General features: G+C 72.6%; 29 protein-coding genes. 13 read left to right on the plus strand and 16 right to left on the minus strand.

Going from position 1 to position 22,570, the window contains the following annotated elements:
- The first annotated feature begins 2 nt into the window (after nt 1-2).
- The 4 genes from ACSIH6_RS17430 to ACSIH6_RS17445 all read left to right on the plus strand — a co-directional run bounded on the left by ACSIH6_RS17430 (nt 3) and on the right by ACSIH6_RS17445 (nt 3,768).
- On the plus strand, nt 3-593 hold the full coding sequence (locus tag ACSIH6_RS17430; RefSeq protein ID WP_435109361.1) for a class I SAM-dependent methyltransferase: 591 nt from the start codon (nt 3-5) through the stop codon (nt 591-593).
- Nucleotides 594-735: 142 nt separating this feature from the next.
- Complete coding sequence (locus tag ACSIH6_RS17435) at nt 736-1,533, plus strand: class I SAM-dependent methyltransferase (protein WP_435109362.1); 798 nt, start codon at nt 736-738, stop codon at nt 1,531-1,533.
- Nucleotides 1,534-1,676: 143 nt separating this feature from the next.
- Complete coding sequence (locus tag ACSIH6_RS17440) at nt 1,677-2,918, plus strand: phospholipase D-like domain-containing protein (RefSeq protein ID WP_435109363.1); 1,242 nt, start codon at nt 1,677-1,679, stop codon at nt 2,916-2,918.
- A gap of 91 nt (nt 2,919-3,009) precedes the next feature.
- Complete coding sequence (locus ACSIH6_RS17445) at nt 3,010-3,768, plus strand: class I SAM-dependent methyltransferase (RefSeq protein ID WP_435109364.1); 759 nt, start codon at nt 3,010-3,012, stop codon at nt 3,766-3,768.
- A 269-nt stretch (nt 3,769-4,037) separates the two neighbouring features.
- On the opposite strand, the gene ACSIH6_RS17450 is transcribed toward ACSIH6_RS17445, so the two are convergent.
- From ACSIH6_RS17450 to ACSIH6_RS17460, 3 genes are all read right to left on the minus strand, one after another.
- The gene (locus tag ACSIH6_RS17450; protein WP_435109365.1) at nt 4,038-4,256 is read right to left on the minus strand and encodes a calcium-binding protein; all 219 of its coding nucleotides are present in this window, start codon (nt 4,254-4,256) and stop codon (nt 4,038-4,040) included.
- 127 nt (nt 4,257-4,383) lie between these two features.
- Entirely contained in the window at nt 4,384-5,304 is a 921-nt protein-coding gene (locus ACSIH6_RS17455; protein WP_435109366.1) for a Clp protease N-terminal domain-containing protein, read from the minus strand.
- A 129-nt stretch (nt 5,305-5,433) separates the two neighbouring features.
- Nucleotides 5,434-6,675, minus strand: coding sequence for an FAD-dependent monooxygenase (locus ACSIH6_RS17460; RefSeq protein ID WP_435109367.1), 1,242 nt, complete (start codon nt 6,673-6,675; stop codon nt 5,434-5,436).
- Between the two features lie 136 nt (nt 6,676-6,811).
- On the opposite strand from ACSIH6_RS17460, the gene ACSIH6_RS17465 reads away from it, so the two are divergent.
- The gene (locus tag ACSIH6_RS17465; RefSeq protein WP_435109368.1) at nt 6,812-7,414 is read left to right on the plus strand and encodes a TetR family transcriptional regulator; all 603 of its coding nucleotides are present in this window, start codon (nt 6,812-6,814) and stop codon (nt 7,412-7,414) included.
- Between the two features lie 334 nt (nt 7,415-7,748).
- On the opposite strand, the gene ACSIH6_RS17470 is transcribed toward ACSIH6_RS17465, so the two are convergent.
- Nucleotides 7,749-7,931: a hypothetical protein gene (locus tag ACSIH6_RS17470; protein ID WP_435109369.1), complete on the minus strand. Its 183-nt coding sequence runs from the start codon at nt 7,929-7,931 to the stop codon at nt 7,749-7,751.
- Between the two features lie 144 nt (nt 7,932-8,075).
- Between ACSIH6_RS17470 and ACSIH6_RS17475 the strand changes: the two genes are divergently transcribed.
- Entirely contained in the window at nt 8,076-8,303 is a 228-nt protein-coding gene (locus ACSIH6_RS17475; protein ID WP_435109370.1) for a hypothetical protein, read from the plus strand.
- Nucleotides 8,296-9,549 carry a hypothetical protein gene (locus ACSIH6_RS17480; protein WP_435109371.1) on the plus strand — a complete coding sequence of 418 codons (1,254 nt, stop codon included), beginning with the start codon at nt 8,296-8,298 and terminating at the stop codon, nt 9,547-9,549. Before ACSIH6_RS17475 ends, ACSIH6_RS17480 begins: the two co-directional genes overlap by 8 nt.
- Before the next feature lie 101 nt (nt 9,550-9,650).
- On the opposite strand, the gene ACSIH6_RS17485 is transcribed toward ACSIH6_RS17480, so the two are convergent.
- Nucleotides 9,651-10,403 carry a GntR family transcriptional regulator gene (locus tag ACSIH6_RS17485; protein ID WP_435109372.1) on the minus strand — a complete coding sequence of 251 codons (753 nt, stop codon included), beginning with the start codon at nt 10,401-10,403 and terminating at the stop codon, nt 9,651-9,653.
- 170 nt (nt 10,404-10,573) lie between these two features.
- Between ACSIH6_RS17485 and ACSIH6_RS17490 the strand changes: the two genes are divergently transcribed.
- From ACSIH6_RS17490 to ACSIH6_RS17515, 6 genes are all read left to right on the plus strand, one after another.
- On the plus strand, nt 10,574-10,870 hold the full coding sequence (locus tag ACSIH6_RS17490; protein ID WP_435109373.1) for an ATP-binding protein: 297 nt from the start codon (nt 10,574-10,576) through the stop codon (nt 10,868-10,870).
- Between the two features lie 63 nt (nt 10,871-10,933).
- Entirely contained in the window at nt 10,934-11,125 is a 192-nt protein-coding gene (locus ACSIH6_RS17495; RefSeq protein WP_435109374.1) for a hypothetical protein, read from the plus strand.
- Nucleotides 11,122-11,343, plus strand: a complete 222-nt coding sequence (locus ACSIH6_RS17500; RefSeq protein ID WP_435109375.1) for a hypothetical protein — start codon at nt 11,122-11,124, stop codon at nt 11,341-11,343. The genes ACSIH6_RS17495 and ACSIH6_RS17500 overlap by 4 nt, the downstream gene beginning before the upstream one ends.
- Nucleotides 11,340-11,552, plus strand: coding sequence for a hypothetical protein (locus ACSIH6_RS17505; RefSeq protein WP_435109376.1), 213 nt, complete (start codon nt 11,340-11,342; stop codon nt 11,550-11,552). Before ACSIH6_RS17500 ends, ACSIH6_RS17505 begins: the two co-directional genes overlap by 4 nt.
- Entirely contained in the window at nt 11,549-11,992 is a 444-nt protein-coding gene (locus ACSIH6_RS17510; RefSeq protein WP_435109377.1) for a hypothetical protein, read from the plus strand. The genes ACSIH6_RS17505 and ACSIH6_RS17510 overlap by 4 nt, the downstream gene beginning before the upstream one ends.
- Before the next feature lie 423 nt (nt 11,993-12,415).
- The gene (locus ACSIH6_RS17515; RefSeq protein ID WP_435109378.1) at nt 12,416-12,619 is read left to right on the plus strand and encodes a hypothetical protein; all 204 of its coding nucleotides are present in this window, start codon (nt 12,416-12,418) and stop codon (nt 12,617-12,619) included.
- Nucleotides 12,620-12,679: 60 nt separating this feature from the next.
- On the opposite strand, the gene ACSIH6_RS17520 is transcribed toward ACSIH6_RS17515, so the two are convergent.
- From ACSIH6_RS17520 to ACSIH6_RS17570, 11 genes are all read right to left on the minus strand, one after another.
- Nucleotides 12,680-12,928, minus strand: coding sequence for a hypothetical protein (locus tag ACSIH6_RS17520; RefSeq protein ID WP_435109379.1), 249 nt, complete (start codon nt 12,926-12,928; stop codon nt 12,680-12,682).
- Between the two features lie 114 nt (nt 12,929-13,042).
- Nucleotides 13,043-13,288 (minus strand): hypothetical protein, encoded by a 246-nt coding sequence (locus ACSIH6_RS17525; protein ID WP_435109380.1) that lies wholly within the window; start codon nt 13,286-13,288, stop codon nt 13,043-13,045.
- A 14-nt stretch (nt 13,289-13,302) separates the two neighbouring features.
- A complete protein-coding gene (locus tag ACSIH6_RS17530) occupies nt 13,303-14,184 on the minus strand; it encodes a peptidoglycan recognition protein family protein (protein ID WP_435109381.1) in 882 nt (293 codons plus the stop codon).
- Nucleotides 14,185-14,247: 63 nt separating this feature from the next.
- Entirely contained in the window at nt 14,248-14,589 is a 342-nt protein-coding gene (locus ACSIH6_RS17535) for a hypothetical protein (protein WP_435109382.1), read from the minus strand.
- Nucleotides 14,586-14,711 carry a hypothetical protein gene (locus ACSIH6_RS17540; RefSeq protein ID WP_435109383.1) on the minus strand — a complete coding sequence of 42 codons (126 nt, stop codon included), beginning with the start codon at nt 14,709-14,711 and terminating at the stop codon, nt 14,586-14,588. The genes ACSIH6_RS17535 and ACSIH6_RS17540 overlap by 4 nt, the downstream gene beginning before the upstream one ends.
- A gap of 9 nt (nt 14,712-14,720) precedes the next feature.
- Nucleotides 14,721-16,970, minus strand: a complete 2,250-nt coding sequence (locus ACSIH6_RS17545; protein WP_435109384.1) for a hypothetical protein — start codon at nt 16,968-16,970, stop codon at nt 14,721-14,723.
- Complete coding sequence (locus tag ACSIH6_RS17550; RefSeq protein ID WP_435109385.1) at nt 16,957-18,621, minus strand: hypothetical protein; 1,665 nt, start codon at nt 18,619-18,621, stop codon at nt 16,957-16,959. The genes ACSIH6_RS17545 and ACSIH6_RS17550 overlap by 14 nt, the downstream gene beginning before the upstream one ends.
- Nucleotides 18,622-18,636: 15 nt before the next feature.
- Nucleotides 18,637-18,999 carry a phage tail fiber protein gene (locus ACSIH6_RS17555; RefSeq protein WP_435109386.1) on the minus strand — a complete coding sequence of 121 codons (363 nt, stop codon included), beginning with the start codon at nt 18,997-18,999 and terminating at the stop codon, nt 18,637-18,639.
- An 8-nt stretch (nt 19,000-19,007) separates the two neighbouring features.
- Nucleotides 19,008-21,632 carry a hypothetical protein gene (locus tag ACSIH6_RS17560; protein ID WP_435109387.1) on the minus strand — a complete coding sequence of 875 codons (2,625 nt, stop codon included), beginning with the start codon at nt 21,630-21,632 and terminating at the stop codon, nt 19,008-19,010.
- Nucleotides 21,633-21,677: 45 nt separating this feature from the next.
- Nucleotides 21,678-21,992, minus strand: a complete 315-nt coding sequence (locus ACSIH6_RS17565) for a hypothetical protein (RefSeq protein ID WP_435109388.1) — start codon at nt 21,990-21,992, stop codon at nt 21,678-21,680.
- Nucleotides 21,993-22,090: 98 nt separating this feature from the next.
- Nucleotides 22,091-22,483: a hypothetical protein gene (locus ACSIH6_RS17570; protein WP_435109389.1), complete on the minus strand. Its 393-nt coding sequence runs from the start codon at nt 22,481-22,483 to the stop codon at nt 22,091-22,093.
- Nucleotides 22,484-22,570: the final 87 nt, after the last annotated feature.

Here is a 22,570-nt window from a genome sequence, read left to right on the forward strand (position 1 = left end):
CCGTGGACGAGCGGACCGAGCGTGTGCGCGGCGAGTGGGATCGGATGTCGCGGGGCTACGACCGCGGTGCGGGGGTGCAGAGGGCCGTGCTCGGCCGCACCCGCGCCCGGCTGTGCGCCAGGGCGCGCGGCCGGGTCCTGGAGGTCGCCGTGGGCACCGGCCAGAACCTGCCGTACTACCGGGACGGGGTGGAGGTCACCGGGGTGGACCTGAGTCCCGGCATGCTGGCCAGGGCCCGGGAGCGGGCCGCCGGACTGGACGGACGCTTCACCCTGCGCGAGGGCGACGCGCAGGACCTGCCCTTCGGCGACGGGGAGTTCGACACCGTCCTGTGCGCGCTCGCCCTGTGCACCATCCCCGACCAGTACCGCGCCCTGTCCGAGATGCACCGCGTCCTGCGGCCGGGCGGGCTCCTGCTGCTGGTCGACCACGTCGAGTACACCCGCTGGCCCCTGCGCGCGCGGGAGGCCCGAAAGGACCGGCCCCGGCGGCTGCCCCGGCACGTGGCCGTCGACGCGGGGTTCGCGGTCGACCACCACGACCGGACCGCGCTGGGGTTCGTGGAGCGCGTGGCCGCCCACCGCGTCCCCTGAGCTGCGGACGGGCGGGGGGCGCGAGATCCGGCCCTTCGCTTTGAGGGCACCGGGATGTCCGAAAACCGGCCGCACGCGGCTCGCCGGAGCCGTTCCGGCGCTGCGGCGGGACTTCCCGCGGGCGCGGTGTGACAGTGGTCCCATGGCTACGCACAGCGAACTGCGAGACTTCTGGGAACGCCGCCTCGAAGGCGACTGGACCGAGAGCGGCGTCGGCTACCGGGCCCTGGGCCGCCCCTTCAACACGTGGATGTACAAGGTGCGCGAGGAGGTGTTCCTGCGCGAGGCCGCCCGGCTGACCCCCGGCCGATCCGGCGCCAGCGTCCTCGACGTGGGCAGCGGCACCGGCTTCTACGTGCGCCTGTGGGGGCGCATGGGCGTCGGTGACGTCACCGGGTGCGACATGACCGACGCGGCCGTCCAGCGCCTGCGCGGCAGGTTCCCCGACCACCGGTTCGTCCGCCAGGACGCCGCCGACCTCGACGCCTTCGACGACGACGCCTTCGACGCGCTGTCCTGCATGGACGTGCTCTTCCACATCACCGACGACGAGCGCTACACCCGGGCCGTCGGCGAGTTCGCCCGGGTGCTGCGCCCCGGCGGCCTCCTCGTGGTCTCCGAGAACTGCCTCCGCCGTCCCGAGCAGCGCGGCGAACACCAGGTCAACCGCACCCTGGAGTGGATCACGGACACCGCGGACCGGGCCGGGTTCGACCTGGTCCGCCGGGTGCCCATGCTCATGCTCATGAACGCCCAGGTGGACGCCCCCGCGCCCTGGCGCAAGGCGTGGGGCGGGGTCCTGCGCGCGGCCACCCTCACCGCGCCGACCGGGTGGCTCGCGGGCGCGGCGCTGTACCCGCTGGAGCGGCGCCTGGTCCGGGGCCGCAGTGAGAGCCCGACCACGGAACTGGTGGCGTTCCGCCGCCGGGAACGGGGGTAGGGGGAGAGTCCCGTGCCACGGGGGACACGGGGCGGACGCGCCGCCGTCCGCCGCTGCCCCGGGATACGGTTGACGTCCACTTTGTACCAGCGGCGTCCGCGGTCGGGCCCGGCACCGCGGAGGTCCCTGCCCGGGAGGCGACTGTGCGACGCTCCACCATCACCTCGGTGGCCAAGTGGGGGCTCGTCGGGCTGGTGACCACCCAGGTCGCCGTGGCCGCGACCCTCATGGGGGTCAACCACTGGCGCAGGAAGGTGCGGCCGCGCCGGGCCTTCTTCCCCCGCACGGCGCCCGCCGAGCTGCCGGTGGGCGACACCGGGACCACGGCCACCGTGTACACCTACGGCGAGGACCTGTTCGAGGACATGATCGCGGCGATCCGGGGGGCCCGGCACCGCGTCCTGTTCGAGTCCTACATCGTCAAGGACGACCGGGTGGGCCAGCGGTTCAAGCGCGAGCTCATCGAGGCGGCCGAACGGGGCGTCGAGGTGTACGTCATCTACGACGGCTTCGCGAACCTGGTGGTGCCCCGGTCCTTCTTCCGCTTCCCGCCCAACGTCCGCGTGCTGGAGTACCCGGTCTTCCGGCCCGGCGTGCTGCTGCTGAACATCCGCAAGTCCGGCCGCGACCACCGCAAGATCCTCACCGTCGACGGCGAGGTGGGCTTCGTCGGCGGGTACAACGTGGGCTCGCTCTACGCCACCGACTGGCGCGACACCCACCTGCGCGTGACCGGCCCGGCGGTGTGGGAGCTGGAGAACGCCTTCAGCGACTTCTGGAACATGAACCGCAGGCCCCTCCAGCCCGAGCTGGAGAACTTCGGCGAGCCCGACTGGGACGCGCACTTCCGCGTGCACCGCAACGTGCCCGAGATGCTCATCTATCCCATCCGGGCGATGTTCCTGGAGGCCATCGACCGGGCCAAGGAGCGGGTGCTGTTCACCCAGGCCTACTTCATGCCCGACCGGGAGTTCCAGAACGCCCTGGTCGAAGCGGTGGAGCGCGGCGTGGACGTCAACGTCCTCGTGCCGGAGGAGTCCAACCACGTCATCGCGGACTGGATCTCCCGCAGCCAGTACTCGGTGCTGCTGCGCGGCGGCGTGCGCCTGTGGCTGTACCGCAACGCCATGGTGCACGCCAAGACGGCGACGGTGGACGGACGCTGGTCCACGATCGGCACCGCCAACGTGGACCGGCTGAGCCTGACGGGCAACTACGAGATCAACGTGGAGATCTTCGACGAGGGCGTGGCCGGGCACCTGGAGGAGGTCTTCGCCAACGACCTCGCCAACGCCCGCGAGCTGTCCGAGTGCGAGTGGCGGGACCGCCCCTGGTACGCCAAGTTCGGCGAGGCCGTGCTGGCCCCCTGGCGGCCCTTCCTGTGAGGGGCGGGGGAGGGCGCCGCCTCCCCCGGGAGGCCCGCGCCGGACTGGTACGTTCGCCGGTGCACCCGTCCTCCAGCGCACCGGAGCGAGCATGGAACCCGACTTCGACGACCCGTCCCTGAAGGCCGCACTGGCCCTGCACGAGGGGCAGGAGCGGCAGGGGCCCGGGTCGCACGCCACCACCCGCCTCCTGCTCTCCCTGGCGTCCCCCCTGCCGCGGAGCCCGCGGGTACTGGACCTGGGCAGCGGCACCGGAGCGGCCTCGCTGGTCCTGGCGAGGGAGCTGGAGGGGGCGCGGATCACCGCGGTGGACCTGTACCCGCCGTTCCTGGCCGACCTGGCGGCCGCCGCCGAGGCCGCGGGCGCCGCGGACCGCGTCACCACGCGGACGGGCTCCATGGACGACCTGGACGACCTCGCCGACGGGTCCTTCGACCTGCTGTGGAGCGAGGGCGCCGCCTACAACGTCGGGTTCGCGCACGCGCTCGCCTCGTGGCGCCGTCTGCTCTCCCCCCAGGGAGCGCTGGTGGTCACCGAGTGCGGGTGGACCACGGACGAGCCGTCGGCCGGGGCCCGGGCCTACTGGGACGCCCTGTACCCGCTGAGCACCACGGCCGAGAACGTGGCGGCGGCGACGGCCGCCGGATACACCGTCACGGCCGCGTACCTGCTCCCGGCGAGCGACTGGGAGGCGTACTACGCCCCGCTGGAGGCGCGGGCCGCGCTGACCGACCCGGCCGACCCGCACGCCGCGGCGGCCGCCGCCGAACTGCGCCGTGAGGTCGCGGTGTACCGGGAGCACGGCCACGAGTACGGCTACGTCGGCTACGTGCTCCGACCGCGGCGCTAGCGGTGTTTCTTTGGACCTCCGCTTCGCTTCGTCCCACCCGTCGCCCGCCACCACCCTCAACGGACGCCTACGGCGCGGTCCTTCTTGTGTTCGGGCGCCCGGAGAACGAGAACCCTCGGCGTCTACGGTGAGACGGCTCGTTCCTCGCAGTCTCACCTTCGCCACCTCCAGAACCCCGTGGGCGCCCGAACCAACCCCCACAGACTGAGGCCGGTCCAAAGAACAGACCCCAGGCACCCCCACGGTCGACACCGCCGCCGGACGCCCGCTCAGGAGCGGCGGCGTGTGGGCGGCGGCCCCAGCCGGTTGGGGAAGAACGGGTCCGGGTCCGTCTTGCGGGGCCGGGGCCCGCCCCAGTGCTGGGGACCGGGGTGCGGGGTGCGGTGGAGCGCCCCGGCGATGGCGGCGGGCGAGCCGCCCCGCTGCCGGACGGGCGTTCTGTCCGGTTCCTCCGACCGCTCGTCCCGGAAGTGCTCCGTGCGCGCCATCCGTGTGACCTCCCCCGTCAGGTACCTGCTCCCGCTCCATGATCGGACGAGCCGCCCCCGGTGTCATGGCGACACGTGGGGGAACCGGCACCGTTGACCGGGGGAGACGCGGACACGCGGAGCCCGGTCACGGGCCGGTCGGCTCCGGAGCCGCGCCGAACAGCCGCTGGCGCGCCGTGTCGGCGTCCAGCCCGGCCTCCGCCAGGATCCGCGCGCCCGTGCTCCCGGGCACGCGGAGGATCCCGGTCAGGACGTGTGCGGCGGTGACCTCGCGCTGGGCCCGTGTGACGCGCTCCCGTTGGCTCAGCTCCATGGCGTGCCCGGCGTACGGGGTGAGGGGCAGCCCCCTGCCCTCCGCGGGCGCCTCCGCCCGCCCGCGGCCGACCAGCTCGTCGACGCGGCGCAGGACCAGGGGCAGGGTGACGCCGTGCTCGAGCAGGAGTCGGACGGCGTCGTCGCGGTCCTGCCCGGTGTGGAGGAGGCCGAGCAGGAGGTGTTCGGTGCCGATCTCGGCGTGCCGGTGCGCCACGGCCTCCGAGCGCGCCAGGCCGACGGCGGCGCGCACCGTGTCGCCGAGGTGGTCGAGCACGCCCTCGATGTTCCTGGAGGGGGTGTTCGTCTCCGACGCGTCGAGTGTGGTCCGGCGCAGCGCGTCGGGGTCGGCGCCCAGGGCGGCCAGGATCCGGACGGCGGTGCACTCGCGGTCGTGGATCAGCCCGAGCAGCAGGTGCTCGGTCCCGATGTAGTTGCGCTTCAGGGCGAGGGCCTCGCGCAGCGAGTTCTCCAGGGCCTTCTTCGCGCTGCCGGTGAAGGGGACGTGTCCCTCCGGCTCGACGGCGCCCGAGGGGCGCAGCGCCAGCGAGACGCGCTCCATCGCCTCGGCGTCGAGGCCGTGTCCGGCCAGGCAGCGGCCTCCGGTGCTCTGGACCTCCAACGCCAGGCCCATCAGGACGTGGTCGGTGTCGATGGTGTCGTGGCGCAGGCGTTTGGCCTGAGCCTGGGCCCGCACGACGATCCGGCGCGCGTTGGTGGTGAACCTCTCGAACACGGGTCCCTACTTCCGGAGGAGGGGGCTGAGGCGGTGCTGTCGGGGACGGGCCGCCGCGGAACGGACGGCGCCAGTCTTCCAGACACCGGGGACCGCGGCCCGCCGCCAGCCGTCCGCCGCGGCCTTCCGTCACCCGTCCGCCGCGGCGTGCTGCCTGCTGGCGCGCCGGATGCCGCGCTGGACGAGTCCGCGGACGCCCGGGAGCAGGACGGCCCGGAGCGCCAGGTCGTTCATCCACACGTGCGCGCGGCTGGAGGGGGCGTACTGACGCGTCCCCCGGCGGGCGAGCGCCTGTCGCTTGCGGGTCTCGGGGCGCAGCCCCGCCTCCCACCGGGCCAGGCCCTCGGTGACGTCGTCGCCGTGCCGCTCCAGGGCGTCGCCGAGCCGGTCCGCGCCGCTGAGCGCGAGGGCCGCGCCGTACCCGGCGAACAGGGAGGGGCACCAGGCCGCGTCGCCCAGCAGTACGACCCGGCCGCGGCTCCACCCGTGCATGGAGATCTGGCTGACGGAGTCGAAGTAGGCGCCGGGCGGGTCTGCGTGGAGCTGGCGGAGCACGTCGGGCACGCCCCCGCCGAGGTCGCCGAACGCCGCGGTGAGCGCCTGGGCGGGTCCCCGCGCCAGTTCGGCGTCCGGGTCCGCGCAGCGGTAGGTGAAGAAGGCCGAGGACCGGCCCGGCCCGAGGTTGACGACCGCCGCCGTACGCCCCGGCCCGATGAACGTGGTGCCGGTCCCCTCCGGCACGTCCGGAGGGAGCCGGTCGAGCGGGAGCGCGCCCACGACGTGGTCCAGGTCGACGCGGAAGTCCGCCTCGGGACCGAACACGGCCGCGCGGACACCCGAGTGCAGCCCGTCGGCGCCGACGAGCAGGTCGGCGCGCTCGGTGGTGCCGTCACTGAGCCCGACCCGGACGCCGCCGGAGTCCTGGGCCACGTTCAGGGCGGTGGTGCCGAAACGGAGAACCGCGGCCTCGCGCACGGCCTCGTACAGCGCCGACTCCAGGCTTCCCCGGAACACGGTGAGCGCCCGGTCGCCGAGGGCGGCCCTGGCGATCTCGGGAGGGACGGCGAACTTGTGCCGACCGTCGGCCCTCACCAGGACCGTGGAGAACAGGCCGAGGTCGCTGTCGGACAGCGCGGGGACGAGGCCGAGGCGCTCGGCGGCGTCGTAGCCCCACCCGACCAGGTTCACCATGTAGCCGCCGCTGCGGCGGGCCGGGGCGCGCTCGACCACGAGCGTCTCCCAACCGGCCCGGTGGAGCCGCAGCGCGGCGGCGAGACCGGCGATGCCCGCGCCGACGATCACCGCCCGCCTCGGCGGCGGGCCGCCGTCCCCGCCACCGACACGCTGGGAAGCGTCCTCGACGTTCGTCACCGCGACCTCCGGACCACGTTGGTATGAGCAAGCGTTCATACAAGTATGAGCACGTGCTCATATAGAATGCAAGCCGGTGGCCCGGTGTGCGGTGGACGACCGCGCCGGGGCCGGTCGAGGGCCTAGAATTCCTGGCATGCCACGTGGTGTCGCCATCCCCGAACTCAGGCAGCGGCTCTTCTCCGCGGTCGAGCGGGTGATCGTCCGGGAGGGGCCCGGCGGGCTCAGCGGTCGGGCCGTCACACGCGAGGCCGGTGTCGCCACCGGGCTGCTGTACGCCCACTTCGCGGACACCGACGACTTCCTGGCCGCCTACGCCGTCGACCGGGGCTTCCAGGTCTGCGCCAGGGCCGCGTCCCTGCCGGGGCGCGCCGGTACGGGCGCGGTCGCGGACAACCTGGCCGAGGCCGTGTTGGCGACTCCGCCGACGGTCCTCCTGGCGCTGGCCAGGCTCATGGTCTCCCGGCCGGAGCTGGCCGGACGCGTCCGCGCGGTCCTCGGCGACCGCACGGCCGGTCTGGAGGCGGTCGAGACCGCGGCCGCGGCCTACCTCGACGCGGAGCGGCGCCTGGGGCGCCTCCACGGGACCGCCGACCCCGAGGCCCTGGCGCTGGCGGTGGTCGGCGCGGTCCACCACCTCGTGCTCACCGGCGAGGAGGAGTCCGTGGTCCGCGACAGGATCCGGCGGACGGTGGCCGCGCTGGTCGCGGGTTCCACGGCGGAGGCCGACCGCCGGTAGCCGCCAGCGGGTGGGGCCGGACGGGTACGCGCCCCGAAAGGCCCACACGGGTGCGCGGGCCGCTGCGTGACGAAAGCCGTGTGACGAAAGCTGTGGAATGCGACCCCGAACGGGCCCGAAAAGCGTCTGGGGTTCCTCCCGAAGGAGGAACCCCAGTTCACGGACGCGGCCCCGGCAGGATTCGAACCTGCGGCACCCGCTTTAGGAGAGCGGACGGGGGACTCTACAGGACTCTACGCGGCTCTATGGCCTGCACGTATGACGACGTGTAGAGGCGTGTAGACCCCTGTAGCGGGGGGTCAACTGCAACCCAAACTGCAACCGCAACCCGGGCTCACCCGTCCCGGGCGGGTCGCTCCGGCAGGGCGTCCGTGCGGCCGGTGTACCACTCCCACAGTTGTCGGGTGACCGCCGACCGGTCCGTCCCCGCACGCCGGACGGCCGCGTCGAACTCCTCGGCCAGGTCGTCATCGATGCCGCGTAGGACGCGTTGCCGGTGTCGGTGCTGGTTCGCCATGACCCCATGATCACAGGTGGCTTGCCACCCGTCAATACATGTGCCACAGTAGGTGGCAAGCCACCCACGACAAGGAAAACCCCGGTCGGTGCTAGCACACCAGCCGGGGCCGCCCAACCACCTGATCCACCAGGAGTTGAACCAGTGCCTACCGTACCGCGCCCCGAGCGTGCCCCCCTTCCCCGCGACGTCGTGGACTTCATCGAGACTCTCCGCGTCGCCCTGGACGTCCCCGCCGACGCTCCCCCCTACGCGCTCCGCGACCGCGTCACCCGCATCGTGGGCGCCCTGGACGCCGCTGCTGACGGTGTCGGCCTGGACGGCGTGATGGAGTCGCTGGCCCTGGCGGTGGCGGAGGTGCCCAGTGAGTAGCACCCCCACCGCTGTGGACGGCGAGATCGCCGAGATCCGCCGACGCCTGGAGCGGCAGGAGGCGATGGCCACGGTCCGTTCCACCTACACCCGCCACCGCGCCGACCGCCGCGCCCGGGAGCGCCAGGCCGCGATCCGTCGCCGCGCCCTGCTCGCCGGGGAGGTGGCTGCCGCGCGCGCGGAGGTCTCCCAGAGCGGGGAGGCGCGTGCCGAGCAGGTGCGCACGACCCGCACGCTCGCGCTGTGCCTGCTGCTCCCCGTCATGATCGCGTTTGGCGGCTGGAGCACGGCCGGAGTCCAGGCCGGGATGGTGAACATGCTCGGCCTGGACCCGGCGAGCCCGGCCGCCGCGATGGCGTGGGCGGTGGAGCCCGCGCTCCTGGGCACCGTCGCCGGGATCATCGTCATCCGGGCCCGCCTCCAGTCCGCTGGCGGAGACCTGGACGAGAGGGCGAAGACGGTGGAGGTCGGCGCGCTCACCATCAGCATCGTGCTGAACATGGCCGGGCACTGGCCGGACGTGTGGTCCGGTTCGGCGGTCGCCGCGCTCGCCGGGCACGCCCTCGGACCGATCGGGGCAGCCGGGGCGGCGTACATGCTCGCGGTCGTGCAGGACGGTGTGGCCGCCGCGGACCCGTGGAAGCTCCCGGACGGCACCCACGCCCCGTCCATCCGGGATACCGCGCCCGCCGCTGAGGACCAGGAGCACGAGCGCCCCGTCCCGGCCGCGCGGTGGGAGCAGCTGGCCGACGGGCGGCGTGTGCGCGTCGGCGGCGAGCGCGTCACGGGGTGGGTGCCCGCCGAGGGCCGCCACCTGCACCCGGTGGAGTGCGCGGAGCGTGCCCGTGAGCGTGCCCGTGTGCTCGCCGAGGGGGCGCGCGCGGTCGCTGCCCTGAAGGACTGGCAGGGACGGGATCGGGCTGCGTCCAAGCATGCCCGGATGCGCTCGGAGGCGCTCGCCACCGCCGCCGGGGGGCGCACGCGAGCACTCCCCGCGCGCGAGCACACCGCGCCTGGCCTGGGAAATGCTCGCCGCGATCAGGTCACCGCGCGCGTGGACCCGGCACCGGCGAAGCGCGCGCTCCCGGCCGCTGAGGCGCGTAGGAAGCAGGGCGCGGGGACACGGGAGCGCGTCCGCGAGCACATCGCGGAGCACCCCGGACACACCGCCGAGCAGATCGCCGAGCGCATCGGGATGCACGTCACCACCGTGCGGCGGCACCTGCGGGCGATTCGCGGCGAATAGCTCGGGACGCCCCATAGTCGGCGGGTGCCGCTACAGTGGCATGCGGGAACAACGCACATGGGAATGTGCCTGAAGGGGCCTGGCTCTGCCGGGCCCCTTCCTCATGCCTGCTCGCCCACGGGGATCATGTACGCCAGCTCATATCTGTCCGGCGGCACCACGATGTCGGCCGTCTCCACCGGGCGTTCCTCGGTGTAGTACGTCCTCTGGATCACCAGCACGATGCTGCCCCGGGCGACGCCCAGTTGGTCGGACTCGGCCGGGTCGGCCGGGCGCGCGGTCACGATCTCTCCGGCCTGCACGATGTTCTGCCCGATGACCCGCATGCGTTCGACCACGCCCCGGCCCGCGTGGACGCCGTCCTCCGGCAGCACGACCTCGGTGCCGCGGGTGATCTCCAGGGGCTCCCACGACGTGGAGAGCATGACGGGCTCCCCGTCGCCGGTGAACGTGTACTTCGTGCGCATGACCGGGTCGCCGGGTTCGATGGCGAGCCGGTGCGCGACCGCGTCCGGGGCGATCGCCGATTCCGAGGACGACTCCCAGCCGCCGCGGACGGACTGGGCGGCCATGTCCGCACGGAACGGGCTGCCGCCGCGGGCCTCGCGGTACCAGGAACGGGTGAGCCGACGGACCGGTGGGCGTGGCCTCACGTAGCTGCCGGACCCGGATCGGGAGACGACGTACCCCTCAGCCACCAGCTGGCCCACCGCGTCGGCCGCAACGCGCATGCCGACATCGAACTCGGCGGCCAGCTCACCTCTGGACGGAAGGCGGTCGCCGGGTGCGTACTCGCCCGCGATGATGCGCTGCCGCAGCGTATCGGCGACGCGCTGGTAAGTCGGGCGGGCCACGGCGTGCTCCTCGGTCGAGAACGATCTGCACGAACAGCTTGACAAGGCTGCACGTACCAAAGCAAGCTGCACGTACAGCTTTTCAATCGGCACGTACAGCTTGGATGGCCATGGGCAGGCGACTCACTCTTCCGGCGAGCAGCGCAATGGTGCCGATCGCTCGACACGGAGTGTCCGCACTCCTACCCGGCGTCAGCCGCCTGGCCGATGTCGAACTGGTTCTCACCGAGCTGGTGACGTCCGCGATCCGAGCAAGCGACGCCGACATCACGATCACGGTGGACCTCAACGCCGAAGTGCGCATCGAGGTTCACGACCAGCGCGGCCAGCACCCCCGCGCCGACGAGATCCACATCGACCCGGAGACGCCCGACGGGATCGCCATCGTTTCGGCGGTGGCGGATCGGTTCGGGTCCCGGCGCCATCGGTCGGGCGACTGCACGACCTGGGCGGTGTTGTCTCCGTAGGCCCGTCCCGTTCCGTTGTTCCCACGCCGCCTATCCAGCGGCACCCATCAGGAGATGTGCGCTATGCGCTACCTGCACCCGGCCACGCTCGCCGTGGCCCGCCAGCTCGCCGAGGAACGTATGCCGTGGCGCCGTCCGCGCCGCGCTGCCCGTGTCCGCGGCTTCCTCGTCGGCCGCCACCGTCGCGGCCCCTCCCTCGACGTCCTGCACCGCGCGCTCGCCGGACTCCAGCGCCTGGAGGTGGCGGCGGCATGAGCCTGGTCTGTGACATCCGCGAGCTGGCCGACCTGCCCACCCTGTACACCTGGGCAGCTGCGCACGGCACCCGCGTGACCTACCTCGGACCGACCCTGGAGGGCGAACCGCTGTACGGAGCGACCCGGGGCCCGGTCACCCGCGTCGCTCGCGAGCACTGCCCCGACCCGCACCCCCACCCGCTCAGCTGGCACTCGCCGCTGGAGCCCGCGCGGTGACCGGCCTGCACGACGCCCTCACCGCGCTGCTGCGGGGCGAATGGATCCTCACCACCCGAACCACCGCCGACGGCGACCAGGTCCTCGTGGCCCACCGTCCGATCGGGTGGACCGGCCCCGGCGACCCCGGCGAAGAGCTGGTCGCCGACACGCACACCGAGATGCGGGCAAAGCTGGCCCGCCGATACCAGACCCAGGAGACGACGTGACCCCACCAGACGACAGCATGACGTCCGATGAGCGAGCGATCCTCGCCCTCATCTCCGCAGCCGAGGACGCAGGCCTGGACGCGAAAGCCGAGATCCCCGACCACACGCCACCGACCAGCGTGGACCTGCGCATCGTCCGTGAGGGCCGGGTGGCCGCTGCGGTCCGCGCCCGGATGGACGGCCCCGTCTGGAGGGTGGAGGTGCCCGCCCGTCCTGGCGGCATCCAGGAGCGGCGGGTGCTCACCCGCCATCTCGGGCCCATCGCCGGTCCCATCACGGCGGACATGGTCCGGGCGGTCTGCCTGCCGTGGCTGGCCGAAGTCCCCGCGACCGGCCTGGACCCGGTGCCGATTCCGCCGCGGGTCCGCGAGGACGTGCCGGAGTGGATGAGGGGCGGGGGCTGGCGCACGCGCCGCGCCGCGATGGGCGGTGTGCGATGAGCAGCTTCCGCGCCGCCACACGGCGGCTGGCCCGGGTCCGCGCTGTGGTGCGGTGGATCTGGAAGTGCGAGGTCTGCGGGTGGGTCCAGGATTGCAGGCACTTCCCGCCGCCGAATAGGTAAGCCCCCGCGCGGTCGGATGACGCCCCGTCCCGCCCGGCCGCGCGGGATTCAGCAGCCGCCTTCGACTCATGGGGGACGTCCAGGGCGGCTGACCGGCACCACGGTGTCGGGTGGTGGGGGTGTCGGGGTCGACAAGGGACCTCGACGCTTCCACCACGCAGACTGCCGCCCCTCCAAGGGGAAGGGGCGGTTGGCCCGGCTCAGGGGGACCGGGCTTCGGGGCCACCAGCAGGGGGCTGGTGGCCCCGCCTTTCGGACACAGTCCGACACGTAGAGATATCGTGGAACTACGGGGGGATACATGCAGGACAAGATGCCGGAGACCGAGGAGTTCCGCTTCTGGGTCAGGCTCCGCATGACGCCAGAGGAGCAGCAGGCCTACCGAGCAGAGCAGGCGGCGGGCCCGGGAGACAGCACGCGCCTCCTGCTCGCGGGCACTCTCCAGACCGAGGTCGACGGGACCGGACTTACCTCTGGCTGGTGGCACGACGTGCGGGTCAACTGACCGCGGACACGACGAACGCCCCCGCCCCTCCCGACGTGGGAGGAGCGGGGGCGTTCGCGTCTACCAGGGAATCCAGCCGTCGAAGTACCACCGAGTCGGGTCCTCGCCCGGCCGCGGCTCGTAGGCGGCTCGCAGCTCCACACCCTCCGGCGCGGGTGGGGTCACCACCTCCGGCACCATGTAGTAGCCGCCCCACTCGCTGGGGTCGGCGTCCAGGTCGCCGGGGTCGTAGACCATCTGCTGGCCGTCCATGGGCCCGCCGTACAGGGTGACCGTCTCACCGTGCGGCCACCGCTCCTCGTGCGTCATGGGGGCATGCTCCCACCCGGGGGGCCAGACCGTGGCCGGTGGCCGCATCCGGACACGCGAAAGGACGCCCCGCCCCTCCCGAAGGAGGAGCGGGGCGTTCCGCGTGTGTGGGGCCTACCGGCCGAGGCGGCGCTGTACCCAGGCCGCCACGGCGGTGAGCGCAGCGGTCCCGGCGGCCATCCCGTAGGCCGCCCACTCGATCGCCTCACCCGGGGTGACGACGTCGAGGGTGAGCGCGGCGACGGCCACGAGGACGGTGGACGCGAGGCCCTGGAACGCGGTGCGCCACCCGCGGGTCCGGGCGTCCTGGCGGGTCTCGGCGGGGCTGCCCGGGGAAGGAACTGGGGATGCGTGTGCCATGGTGATGTCTCCGTTCAGGTGATGGGGGCGGTCCACAGCACGGGCCACGTGGCCGCGCCGGTCAGGCCATCGGCGGCCAGGTTCTTCTCGGCCTGGAAGAGGCGGATCGTCTCGGCCGTGTTGGGCCCGTACCGGCCGTCCACGGTGATCGCCCATCCGCGGTCGGCCAGGCGCTGCTGGATCGTGCGGATGTGCGGCCGGTCGGACGCCCAGTGGTAGCCGGAGTGGTTGCGGGGGTCGCTGTGCGGCGGCCCGAACCAGTGCCCGGCCGGGAGCGGGAACGTGTAGGGCGGCGCCTCACCGGGACGCGCCGGGCGCGGTGCCGAGGAACCGCCGCCGGAAGAGTCTCCGGAGCCGCCTCCGCTGGCGCCCGGGGTGAGCTTGCCCGCGCGTAGCAGCCGGTACAGCGGCTCACCCGGGCACGATGTGGCGTACCCGTCGCGGTGGCCACGGATCTCGTTGCCGTGGCCGCGGTCCCGGACGTACTCGGCGGCCTCCCGGGCGGCGGCCACCTGGTCCTCGGTGGGCTGGGTGTGGCCGCTGCTGCCGACCAGGATCAGGATCGCCTGGTGGCCGCTGTTCAGACCGGGCCCGTTGGCGGCGGGGAGCTTGCCGATGCCCCGCCACTCGTGCAGCAGGTACCGGCCGCGGCTGTCCTTGTGGCCGCACACGCAGGCGTTGTAGCCGCCCCACGTCCAGCCCTGGGCGAGGTGTCCGGCCACGAAGCCGTTCATCCGGCGGATGCACTCGTCGTGGTCGGTGACGACCTTCGTGGACAAGGGGCCGCCGGTGTAGTGGAACTTCACCCCGCGGGTGCGGCCGACGGTGGCGAACGCGGAGTCTCGGATCTGTCGGTGTGCCCAGTTCTCGCGTCGGACGAGAGCGATGTTGGCCATGGGTGGATGCCTCCAGGCATGCGAAAGCCCCGGCATGAAACCGGGGCCTGGTGGTGGGGTTGGTCAGGGACCGAGGACAACCGCGATGATTGCGGCTACCCCTGCGGCCACGGCCGAGATGGACGTGATGGGGATGGCATACCGCCAGCGGTCGATGGCGTCCAGGCGGGCGCGGATGAGGGCCTGTTCAGCCTCCGTGGCCACGCGCTGCTTCTCCTGCTCGGCAGCCACCTCCGCCCGGTGCCGCTCCTGCTCACGCGCCAGCTCGGCCAGCTCACGGTCGTGGGCGTCGAGGCGGTCCAGTGCTCTCCTCACATCGGACTGAGTTTCCCTGGTGGCGTCGTAGACATCGCGGGCCGTGACGACGCTGGCGAATGGGTCGGGCGGGGGCGGTGTCGTGGTCATCCCTCACCCACCACCAGCGGGCCTGGGTCGGGCACCTCTACCCGGTTGCCCTCCGGCGGCACCCACCTCGGGTCAGAGGGATCGGCAACGGTCTCCTCGGACACGATCTCGACGTGCTCCACGTAGGCCTCCTATCCAGGCAGCAGCTCGGCTGCGGCCGGGTCCAGTGCGGGTTCGGTGGTCAGCCCGGCGTCCTCGGGTAGCGCAGGCCTGGACAGCGGGCGCACGTCCAGCGTCATCCGCACCGACGTGCCCGAGCCGCGGACGGAGTAGCCGAGCACCCGGTACAGGCCGTCGATGCGGGTGCCGGTGCGGTCCACGATCCGGATGACGTCGCCCAGCTGAATCCGCGGGTCGGGCAGGATCTCTACGGCGCCGGTGAGCGGCACGGGCCACGCTGTCCATGCCACCAGCGCCAGGCCGATCTGGTCGGCCCAGATGCTGTTCTGCACCCAGGGGCTGGCGCCGATTTCCAAGAGCTGGGTGCCGTACCGGGCGATGGACTCCAGGTTCTGGCGGCCGATCGGCTGGGCGCGCGGGGTGTCGATCTCCGCGTGCGCCAGGCGCAGGGACGGCGCCCCCAGGTCCGATCCGGACAGGGCGGCGTAGGCGGTGTTCGCGCCCCGATTGTGGTAGGTCAGCTCCGGATACCCCGACGTCCAGGTCAGCTCCACCTCTACCGGTGCGCGGGACCCGCTGGCGGTCACAAACTTGACCAGGCTCCCCGGGTGGCCGACGGGCTTCGTGCTGCCCGCGAAGGTCATCGGGCAGCGCAAGGACCAGGGGCGCCCCTGGAGGTCAAAGCGCAGCGGCGCGGTCACCACACCGGAGCCCACGACAGTGGCAGTGGTGAAGTCGTACAGCTGATCCTGGGCGCTGTTTCCTCGCTCGTGCGGCGAGTACCCGACCTCGATCCGGTTGCGGACCGAGTCGATCTCCTCCGTGACGGAGAGGTCGGCGATGTCCCGAGCGGCAGTCACCGTCAAGTCCGGGTCGGGAAGGAGCGCGCTGTCCGGCCTGAGGTAGTCGTAGCGGCGAAAGCGCAGAATCCCGTCCTCGGTGAACCACACGAACCCGGCCTGGTCGGTGGCGATCTGCTTGACCAAGTCCCACCAGGTGCCGCTGACGTCGGGCAGGGCGTCGAGCCGGTAGTGCATCGCGCCGGTTCCGCCGGGGCCGATGATGTCGATGACGGCACCGCGCCGCCAGGGCTGCACCACCTCGATGGTGCCGCTCACGGGGGCGACGCCCACGCACTCCATCGGGCCCGTTCCGGTGACGGTGACGGTGTCGAGCACGCCCCAGGTCGGCGACGATCCGGAGTAGATGGTGGGTGTGGAGTACAGCGCCCCGTTGGGCTGATACAGCCAGCCGCGCACCGTGACCGGGGAGGAAGTGGTCGTCAGCCCCACGAGGAAGCAGACTTTGAAGCGCCCGGCCTGGTCCGTGCTCGCGGGCGCGGTCCACGACAGAGATCCGTTGTCGACCTGGGCGCGCAGCTGCCGGGTGGAGGGATCGTAGGAGACGGTGACCGTGGTTTCCTGGCGCCCCGCCTCCTGGGTGGGTCGGTCGGCGAAGACCAGCCGCACCTGCGAAGTGGGGTTGTCGGTCAGGTCACGCCGGTAGACCCACCACTCCACCATCAGCTGATTGGCCTGGGAGAGCACCCGCTTCTGCGGGGCGTAGGTCGCGCTCCACGGCAGGTACGCGTTCGGGCCGTCCTCGTTGACCGCCGGACCCGCGGTCCACGGCGACCGGGCCGGGTAGTACCGGCCAAGCTGGGTGGTGGAGATGAGCATGCCCAGGGACGCCTGCCTGCCCCCGTTCAGGCTGGCGAAAAAGACGCTGCCCTCGCGGGCGGGTGGGCTGGCGTAGATCCCCGACATCCTCAGGGCGTGGTCCACGACCCACTGGGTGTACAGATACCCGCCGCCCCACTCCACCCCGGGCGGCAGCCAGGCCCGGCCGCGCATCAGCTCGGAGCCGTCCAGAGCGGTCACGTCAGCGGTGCCAGTGCGGGCGTTGGCGTTCACCCGGCGGATCCGCCCGCGCAGGGCCTGCATCCGCTCCTCAGCTAGGCCCCACTCCAGCACGCAGGATTGCCCAGGACGGGCGATGTCCGCAGTGGCACGGGGCGCCCACGGGCTGTACCGGGCGGCAGCGGTCTGTTCGCCCACCCCAGCCAGAGTGACCTGGGCTTCGGCCGCGGAGGACCCCGTGGGGGTGGCGACCTGGGTGGGCAGGCTCGTGTCGGAGCCGCGGTCCACGGACCAGCTGGTGACCTCCGGCGTGACGTCCTGGCCGCCGAGGCGCACCTGCACGTCGTAGGTACGCTGTCCAGCCTCAAGCGCGGCGACAAGTTCGGGACTACCGGATCGCAAGAGCCCTCACCTCCTGGAGCTGTAGGGACAGGGTGCGGTGCGGCAGGGCCGGGGTGTCGGCCAGGCCGATCGCGGCGTAGACCGGTGCCCCGTTGCCCAGGGGGCGGGCGCCTTCCTCGGGCGGGGCGTAGGACAGGGATGCCTCTCCGATCAGGTGCAGCCCGGACAGGGGCGAGGTGAACACCAGGTGCGGGGTGACGGTGACGGCTCCCGCCGGGGCGTCCGCCTCGCACATCCCGCTGCCAGGCAGCCCGGCCGCGCTGCTGATGACGGCACCGGTCCAGTCGCGGAAGGTCAACCAGAGCCGCCCGCCGGTGGTGTCGGCGCGCAGGTACACAGGCCAGCCCGGCATGATCGGCCAGCCGCGCGTGCCGTAGTAAGGGTGCAACCAGGTCAGGTCATCGCCCGCCTGGACGTCCTGGGTGCAGGCGTGGCGCACTCCGGCCACCAGGCCCACCACGATGGCCCCGGCTCCGTCGACGCGGTACAGGTCCTCGGTCGCGGCCGGGGCCGCCCCGGCGAGTGGACGGCCCCGGCTCTGTTCCGCCGTGAGCAGGTTCGTCGCATCGGGGTCGATGACCGCGATGGTGGAGTCGGCACGGGCGCCCACCAGCGCCAGCTCGGTCAGGGCGTCGGCGTCCGCTGGAGTGAGCCGGTCCCACGTCAGCGAGGTAGAGCGCGGTGCCCACCGAGGCCGTGAAGCGGTGACCTGCCCGTGCAGGGACACGTGAGTGGATACGCCCAGGGCGGGGATGCGCTCCCACGCGCCGCGCTCGTCCATGCGATGCAGCAGCCCGAGCGGCCCCAGCCACATGTCCTCCACTGGCGGGGCGGTGGCCACGGTGGGCCCCGCCATGCCGTCGGCGCTGCCCCGAATGGCCAGGCGGCCGTCACCAGGCCCCTGCTGGGCTGGCCACCCGTCGGCGCTGCCCCGAATGGCCAGGCGTCCAACGGCCGGGGCGTAGCCCGAAGCCCACCCGTCAGCGATGCCCCGGATGATCAGGCGGCCCTCGGCCGCACCAGTCGCGGACGGGGGCTGGGGAATGGGCCCGATCCACTCGCCCTCGGCGATGACTACCTCGTCCACGTAGGCGGGCGGGTACCCGAACCCCCCGGCCAGCAGATCCAGCGTGTCCAGGGGAACGGCGTCGGGGATCACCGCACTGGACCAGTCCGGCGCTCCCGTGCTGTGCGGGTCGGTCCACCAGACGCGCATGCTGAACGACGTTCCGTCGCTGGTGGCGGCGGCTTCGATCCGGATCGGGCGGTCCGACAGGTTCGCACTGTGCTCGGTGACGTCCTGGCCGCCGATCTCATAGATGGCGTACTCCGGGTCGAACTGCCACAGGTAGGTACCGCCCAGGTAGCCGTAGCAGTATCCGATGGTCTCCGTGGAGCGGTAGAGGTAGAGGCGCAGCGACCATGGGCTGGTGGGCGGCACGGTGATGGTCAGGCCGCCCTCGCCGTTGTCCGCCCCGGCGCCGTCGGCGGTTCCCAGCCGCGCGGAGGCGCGGCCGTGCGCAGTCCAGGTCAGGGAGTAGTCCACTGAGCCCGACACGGCCGAGATGGGGTCGCCGTAGCCGGACGAATTGCTGACGTTGATACCGATGCCAGGAAGGCCGTCGAAGGTGTTCTGCCAGATGATGGCCACGAAGCCGTCCCCTTCCTATGCGGCGACGAAGTTCTCCGCGTGCAGCCGCAACGGGCTGATCGTGTACGTGCCATCGGCGGGATATTCGACCTTCGTGTTCAGCTCGATGCCGCCCACCCACGCCCCGTTCACGTCCCACAGCCCGCACCAGCGGACCCAGTTCCCGCCGGGCACGTCGAATTCGGGCTCGGTGGTCGCGGTGACGATCCCGGACGCGGAAGCACCCCACGCCACCGGCCGACGGGCGTAGGCCCCACCAACCAACTCGTTGGAGCCGGTTCCGTCCGGTTCGGCGCTGTGCAGGCTCACCTCGACGGCGGCCGCGGCCGCGGCCTGCACGGCCGGGTCACGCGCCAGGACACTGAAACTCGACGCCATGTTGCTCCTTACCTCCGCGCCAGCTGGCGCTGTCCACGCTCGGACGCCCGAGCGATCTCCTGTGAATCGACCACCAGGACGAGGTCCTGGTCACGCAGCTCGCGGATCGCCTCCAGCAGCCGAGCCATCCGCGCCTCCTCGGCCTCCGACATCGCGCTCGCGCTGAAGTCGAAGTCGCCGTCGCGCAGGTTGGGGCCCAGGGCCGCGGCCCCGGCGACGCTGCTGCTGGCCTCCGCGACGATCCGGCGCCCACGCTCCAGGCCATCCGCGATCATCTGGGCGATGGTCTCGCCCGCCTGGTCCGGCGGATGCGTCCGGAGGGGCCCCACCTTGGCCGGGGAGAACGGCAGGTAGGCGCGGATCGTGGACGCCAGGCTCGACACCTGGGACCGCAGGGACGGCATGCGCGATGCAATGCCGTTCATCAGGCCCGTGACCACGTTGCGGCCTGCCTGGTAGAGCAGGTTGCCCAGTCCGCCGACCGCCACCTGGATCGCGTAGGGAATCCGGGAGGCGGCGGTCACCAGGTTCTGGAGACGGTCCCGGCCGCCGGACACCATCCGGGAGAACGCAGACAGGACCAGGGTGGCCGTGGCGTTCGCCGCCACCGACAGGTAGCGGCGGATGCCGTCCGCTCGCGTGAACGCTCCCCGGCTGAAGTCGCCGATCTCGCCGCCGATTTCACGCAAGGCGTCACGTGCCTTCTGGCTCATCTCCGCAGACCACGCCACGAACGTCGTCGCGAGCTCAATCCACCAGGCGGCGAGCCGGACAGCCCACTCGATCAGTAGACCGATGGCGCCGATGATCACGGTGATCTCGGGCTCCAGGTCCTTGAGTACGCCCGCCCAGGTCGTCATCTGCTCGGAGATGTTGACGATCATCGGAGGCAGCAGCTCCAGCACCGGAACCAGTGCTTCCACCAGAGGCGGGATCAACGGGGCGATGGCCTCCATTAGCTCCCCGAAGGACTCGGACAGCTGGGGAAGGACTGGCGCCAGGTTTTCGGCCAGCTCCCGGGCGATCGTTTCCAGACCCGGGGCGACGGCGATCAGTGCTTCGGCGAGCGCCCCGGCCAGGACCCCGGCGAGCTGGCCAAGGACCGGCAGCAGCGGCGACAGGGCGATGAGGATCGCGGACAGGGCCCCGCCCATTTCCTCTAGGGCGCCGGACTCCACCAGGGCGTCCACGGCCAGGCCCAGGCCCTGCATGATCGTCATCAGGCCGGGCTCCAGCTCGGCCAGAGCGGGCACCAGGCCGTCGATGGCGCGGGTCAGGATCGGACCGAAGGCGGTGGCGAGTCGCCCGACGGTGGGTGCCAGGGTGCCGATCCCGCTGGCCAGGGAGGTGAGCACGGGACCGAGGGCCTCGCCGACATCGGCCAGGCCCTCGAAGACGCCCTCCAAGGCGGCGCCACCCTCGGCCGTGTTGAAGAAGTCGTCCAGGGCGCCCGTCAGCCGCTCGATCGTGGTGAGCAGGCCGCCATCCCCGGCCGCACTGAAGACCGACCCGAGGATGCCGCCGACGTTCTCGGCGATGTCGCCCAGCTCGGAGAAGGTGTCGACCGCGTCCTCGATCCACTCCGCAGCCCGCCCGGACTCAGCGGCGGCCGCGGCCCAGCGTGCGAAGCCCTCGGCGGCATCGGAGGCGGCGGCCGCGGCCTGCTCGATGTAGGGCAGCCCGACCACGCCCAGGTCGCGCAGGCCCGAGAGCAGACCGGGCAGAACACCGGAGGCGTGCTGCACCGACCGTGCGGTGGAGGCGAACAACCTGTCTACGGCGGTCAGGGTGCGGGCCTGGCCGACGAACGCAGCCAGGTCGGCGGCGCCCTCGCCCAGGGCCATGGACACCCGGGTCATGCCGCGCCCGAGCACGGGCAGCAGCCGCTCACCGAGTTCGCGGGCGGGCTCCACCAGGGGCCGGAAGAACCCCTCCTGGACCTGGGAGCGCAGGCGGGCCAGGCCAGGCTGGAGATCAGCGACCGACTGCACAACCGCGCGGGCAGCCGGTGAAAGGCCCTCCATTGCCTCGGTGAGCGCCTCCGTGTCACCGGTGATCGCGGCACCGAGAGCCTCGCCGACCCCCGACAGCGCCACCGCGAGCGGACCCAGCGCGGCGGCCGCGGTCCCGGCGGCGGCGGGGAGGGCGGCCAGGATGCCCACTGCGGGGGCGAGCGCGGTACCGAGCTGGAGGACCGGCACCACCGCGGCGGCGGCACCGGCGGCCAGCGCGGAGATCCCTCCGGCGCCGGCGCCGATCCCGACCGCCCCGCCGACGACGCGGCTGGTGGAGCGGGCCAGCCCGTCCAGGATGCGGCGGGCGCGGGCGAGCGCGACCCCGTCCACCTCCGGCTCGACCTCGGCCTTGCGGGAGCGGGCGGCGGTGTCCAGCTGCTTCTCGACGCGGCCGGTGTCGACGTTCACGCCGACGCGGACCGAGCCGAGCTGGTTCTCCACATCGGCCTTGACCCGCGCGGCGTCCTGGGCGACGCGCTTGGTGTCGATCCGGGTCGGAATCGACAGGGTCAGCGACCGCTCCAGCTTCTCCAGGTCCTTGACCAGGTCGCCCCGGAACCGTCGAGTGTCGGGCATGACCCTGACGCTCACCCGGCCGACCATGCGTGTGGTGGCCACCGCGCCCCCTTCCGTTTCCGTGGTTGCGCGGCGGCCCGCCGCTGGCTACTTCTTCTTCGGTTGTGGCGGGGGGATGTGCGGCGGGAGTGCGGGGATGCCGAACGCCCGGCGCACGTCCGCGATGGACTGGCCACGCCGCGCCTTCTTCCCGGCCTTGCCCGCGGGCTTGGGTCGCGGGTACGGGGGGATCTTCGGCGGGTGGCGCTTCCATCGCCCGGCGGCGCGGGTGGTGCCGTTGACGGCGTCGAACACGTCAGCGGTCACTGCTACCTGCCGGGTCCATCCGCGCCACTGGCGGCCGCCCCTCATCGCGGCCACGGTGGCGGACTCGTCGGGCAGGCCCTCCACGAGATCGAGCACGAGCCCCGGGCGTATGCCGCGGCCGGACACCGTCTCTGCCAGGTCGTGCTGGTAGTAGCGGCGCAGGTCGGCGTACAGCTCTGCCCGGTACTTGCCGATCAGCTCGCGGAGGGCGAGGCTTCCCCCGCCTGCTCCTGGCCGATGTAGGCCACGACCAGGCCGATCTTGTCCATCAACGACCCGTTGACCAGCTTCAGCAGCTTGTTCGCCGCGGTCTTGGACGGGCACGCCGCACGCAGCAGCGCGTCCACGTCGGGCAGGGAGTCGGCGAGCGCCCGGGTCATGACGGCCAAGTCCATGCTGGCGACGCCGTCCTCGCCGACGTCATCACCGGCGACCTCGGCCAGGCGACCGGACAGGCGCAGCATCGCGGCCTGGCCGTCGGTGGGCAGGGCGACGACCGGACGCAGGGCCAGCTCGCCATCGGGCAGGGTCACGGTGAACGGGGCGGCGGAGCCAGGTTCCGTCAGGTGGGACAGGTCGTAGGACATGGCGGATCTCCTCACGGGGTGCGGATCACGGATATGGGCGGGTGGCGCACGGGATCCGCACCGTGCGCCACCCGGTCAGTGGGGCTC

The sequence above is a fragment of the Nocardiopsis synnemataformans genome, assembly GCF_965343085.1.
GTDB lineage: Bacteria > Actinomycetota > Actinomycetes > Streptosporangiales > Streptosporangiaceae > Nocardiopsis > Nocardiopsis alborubida.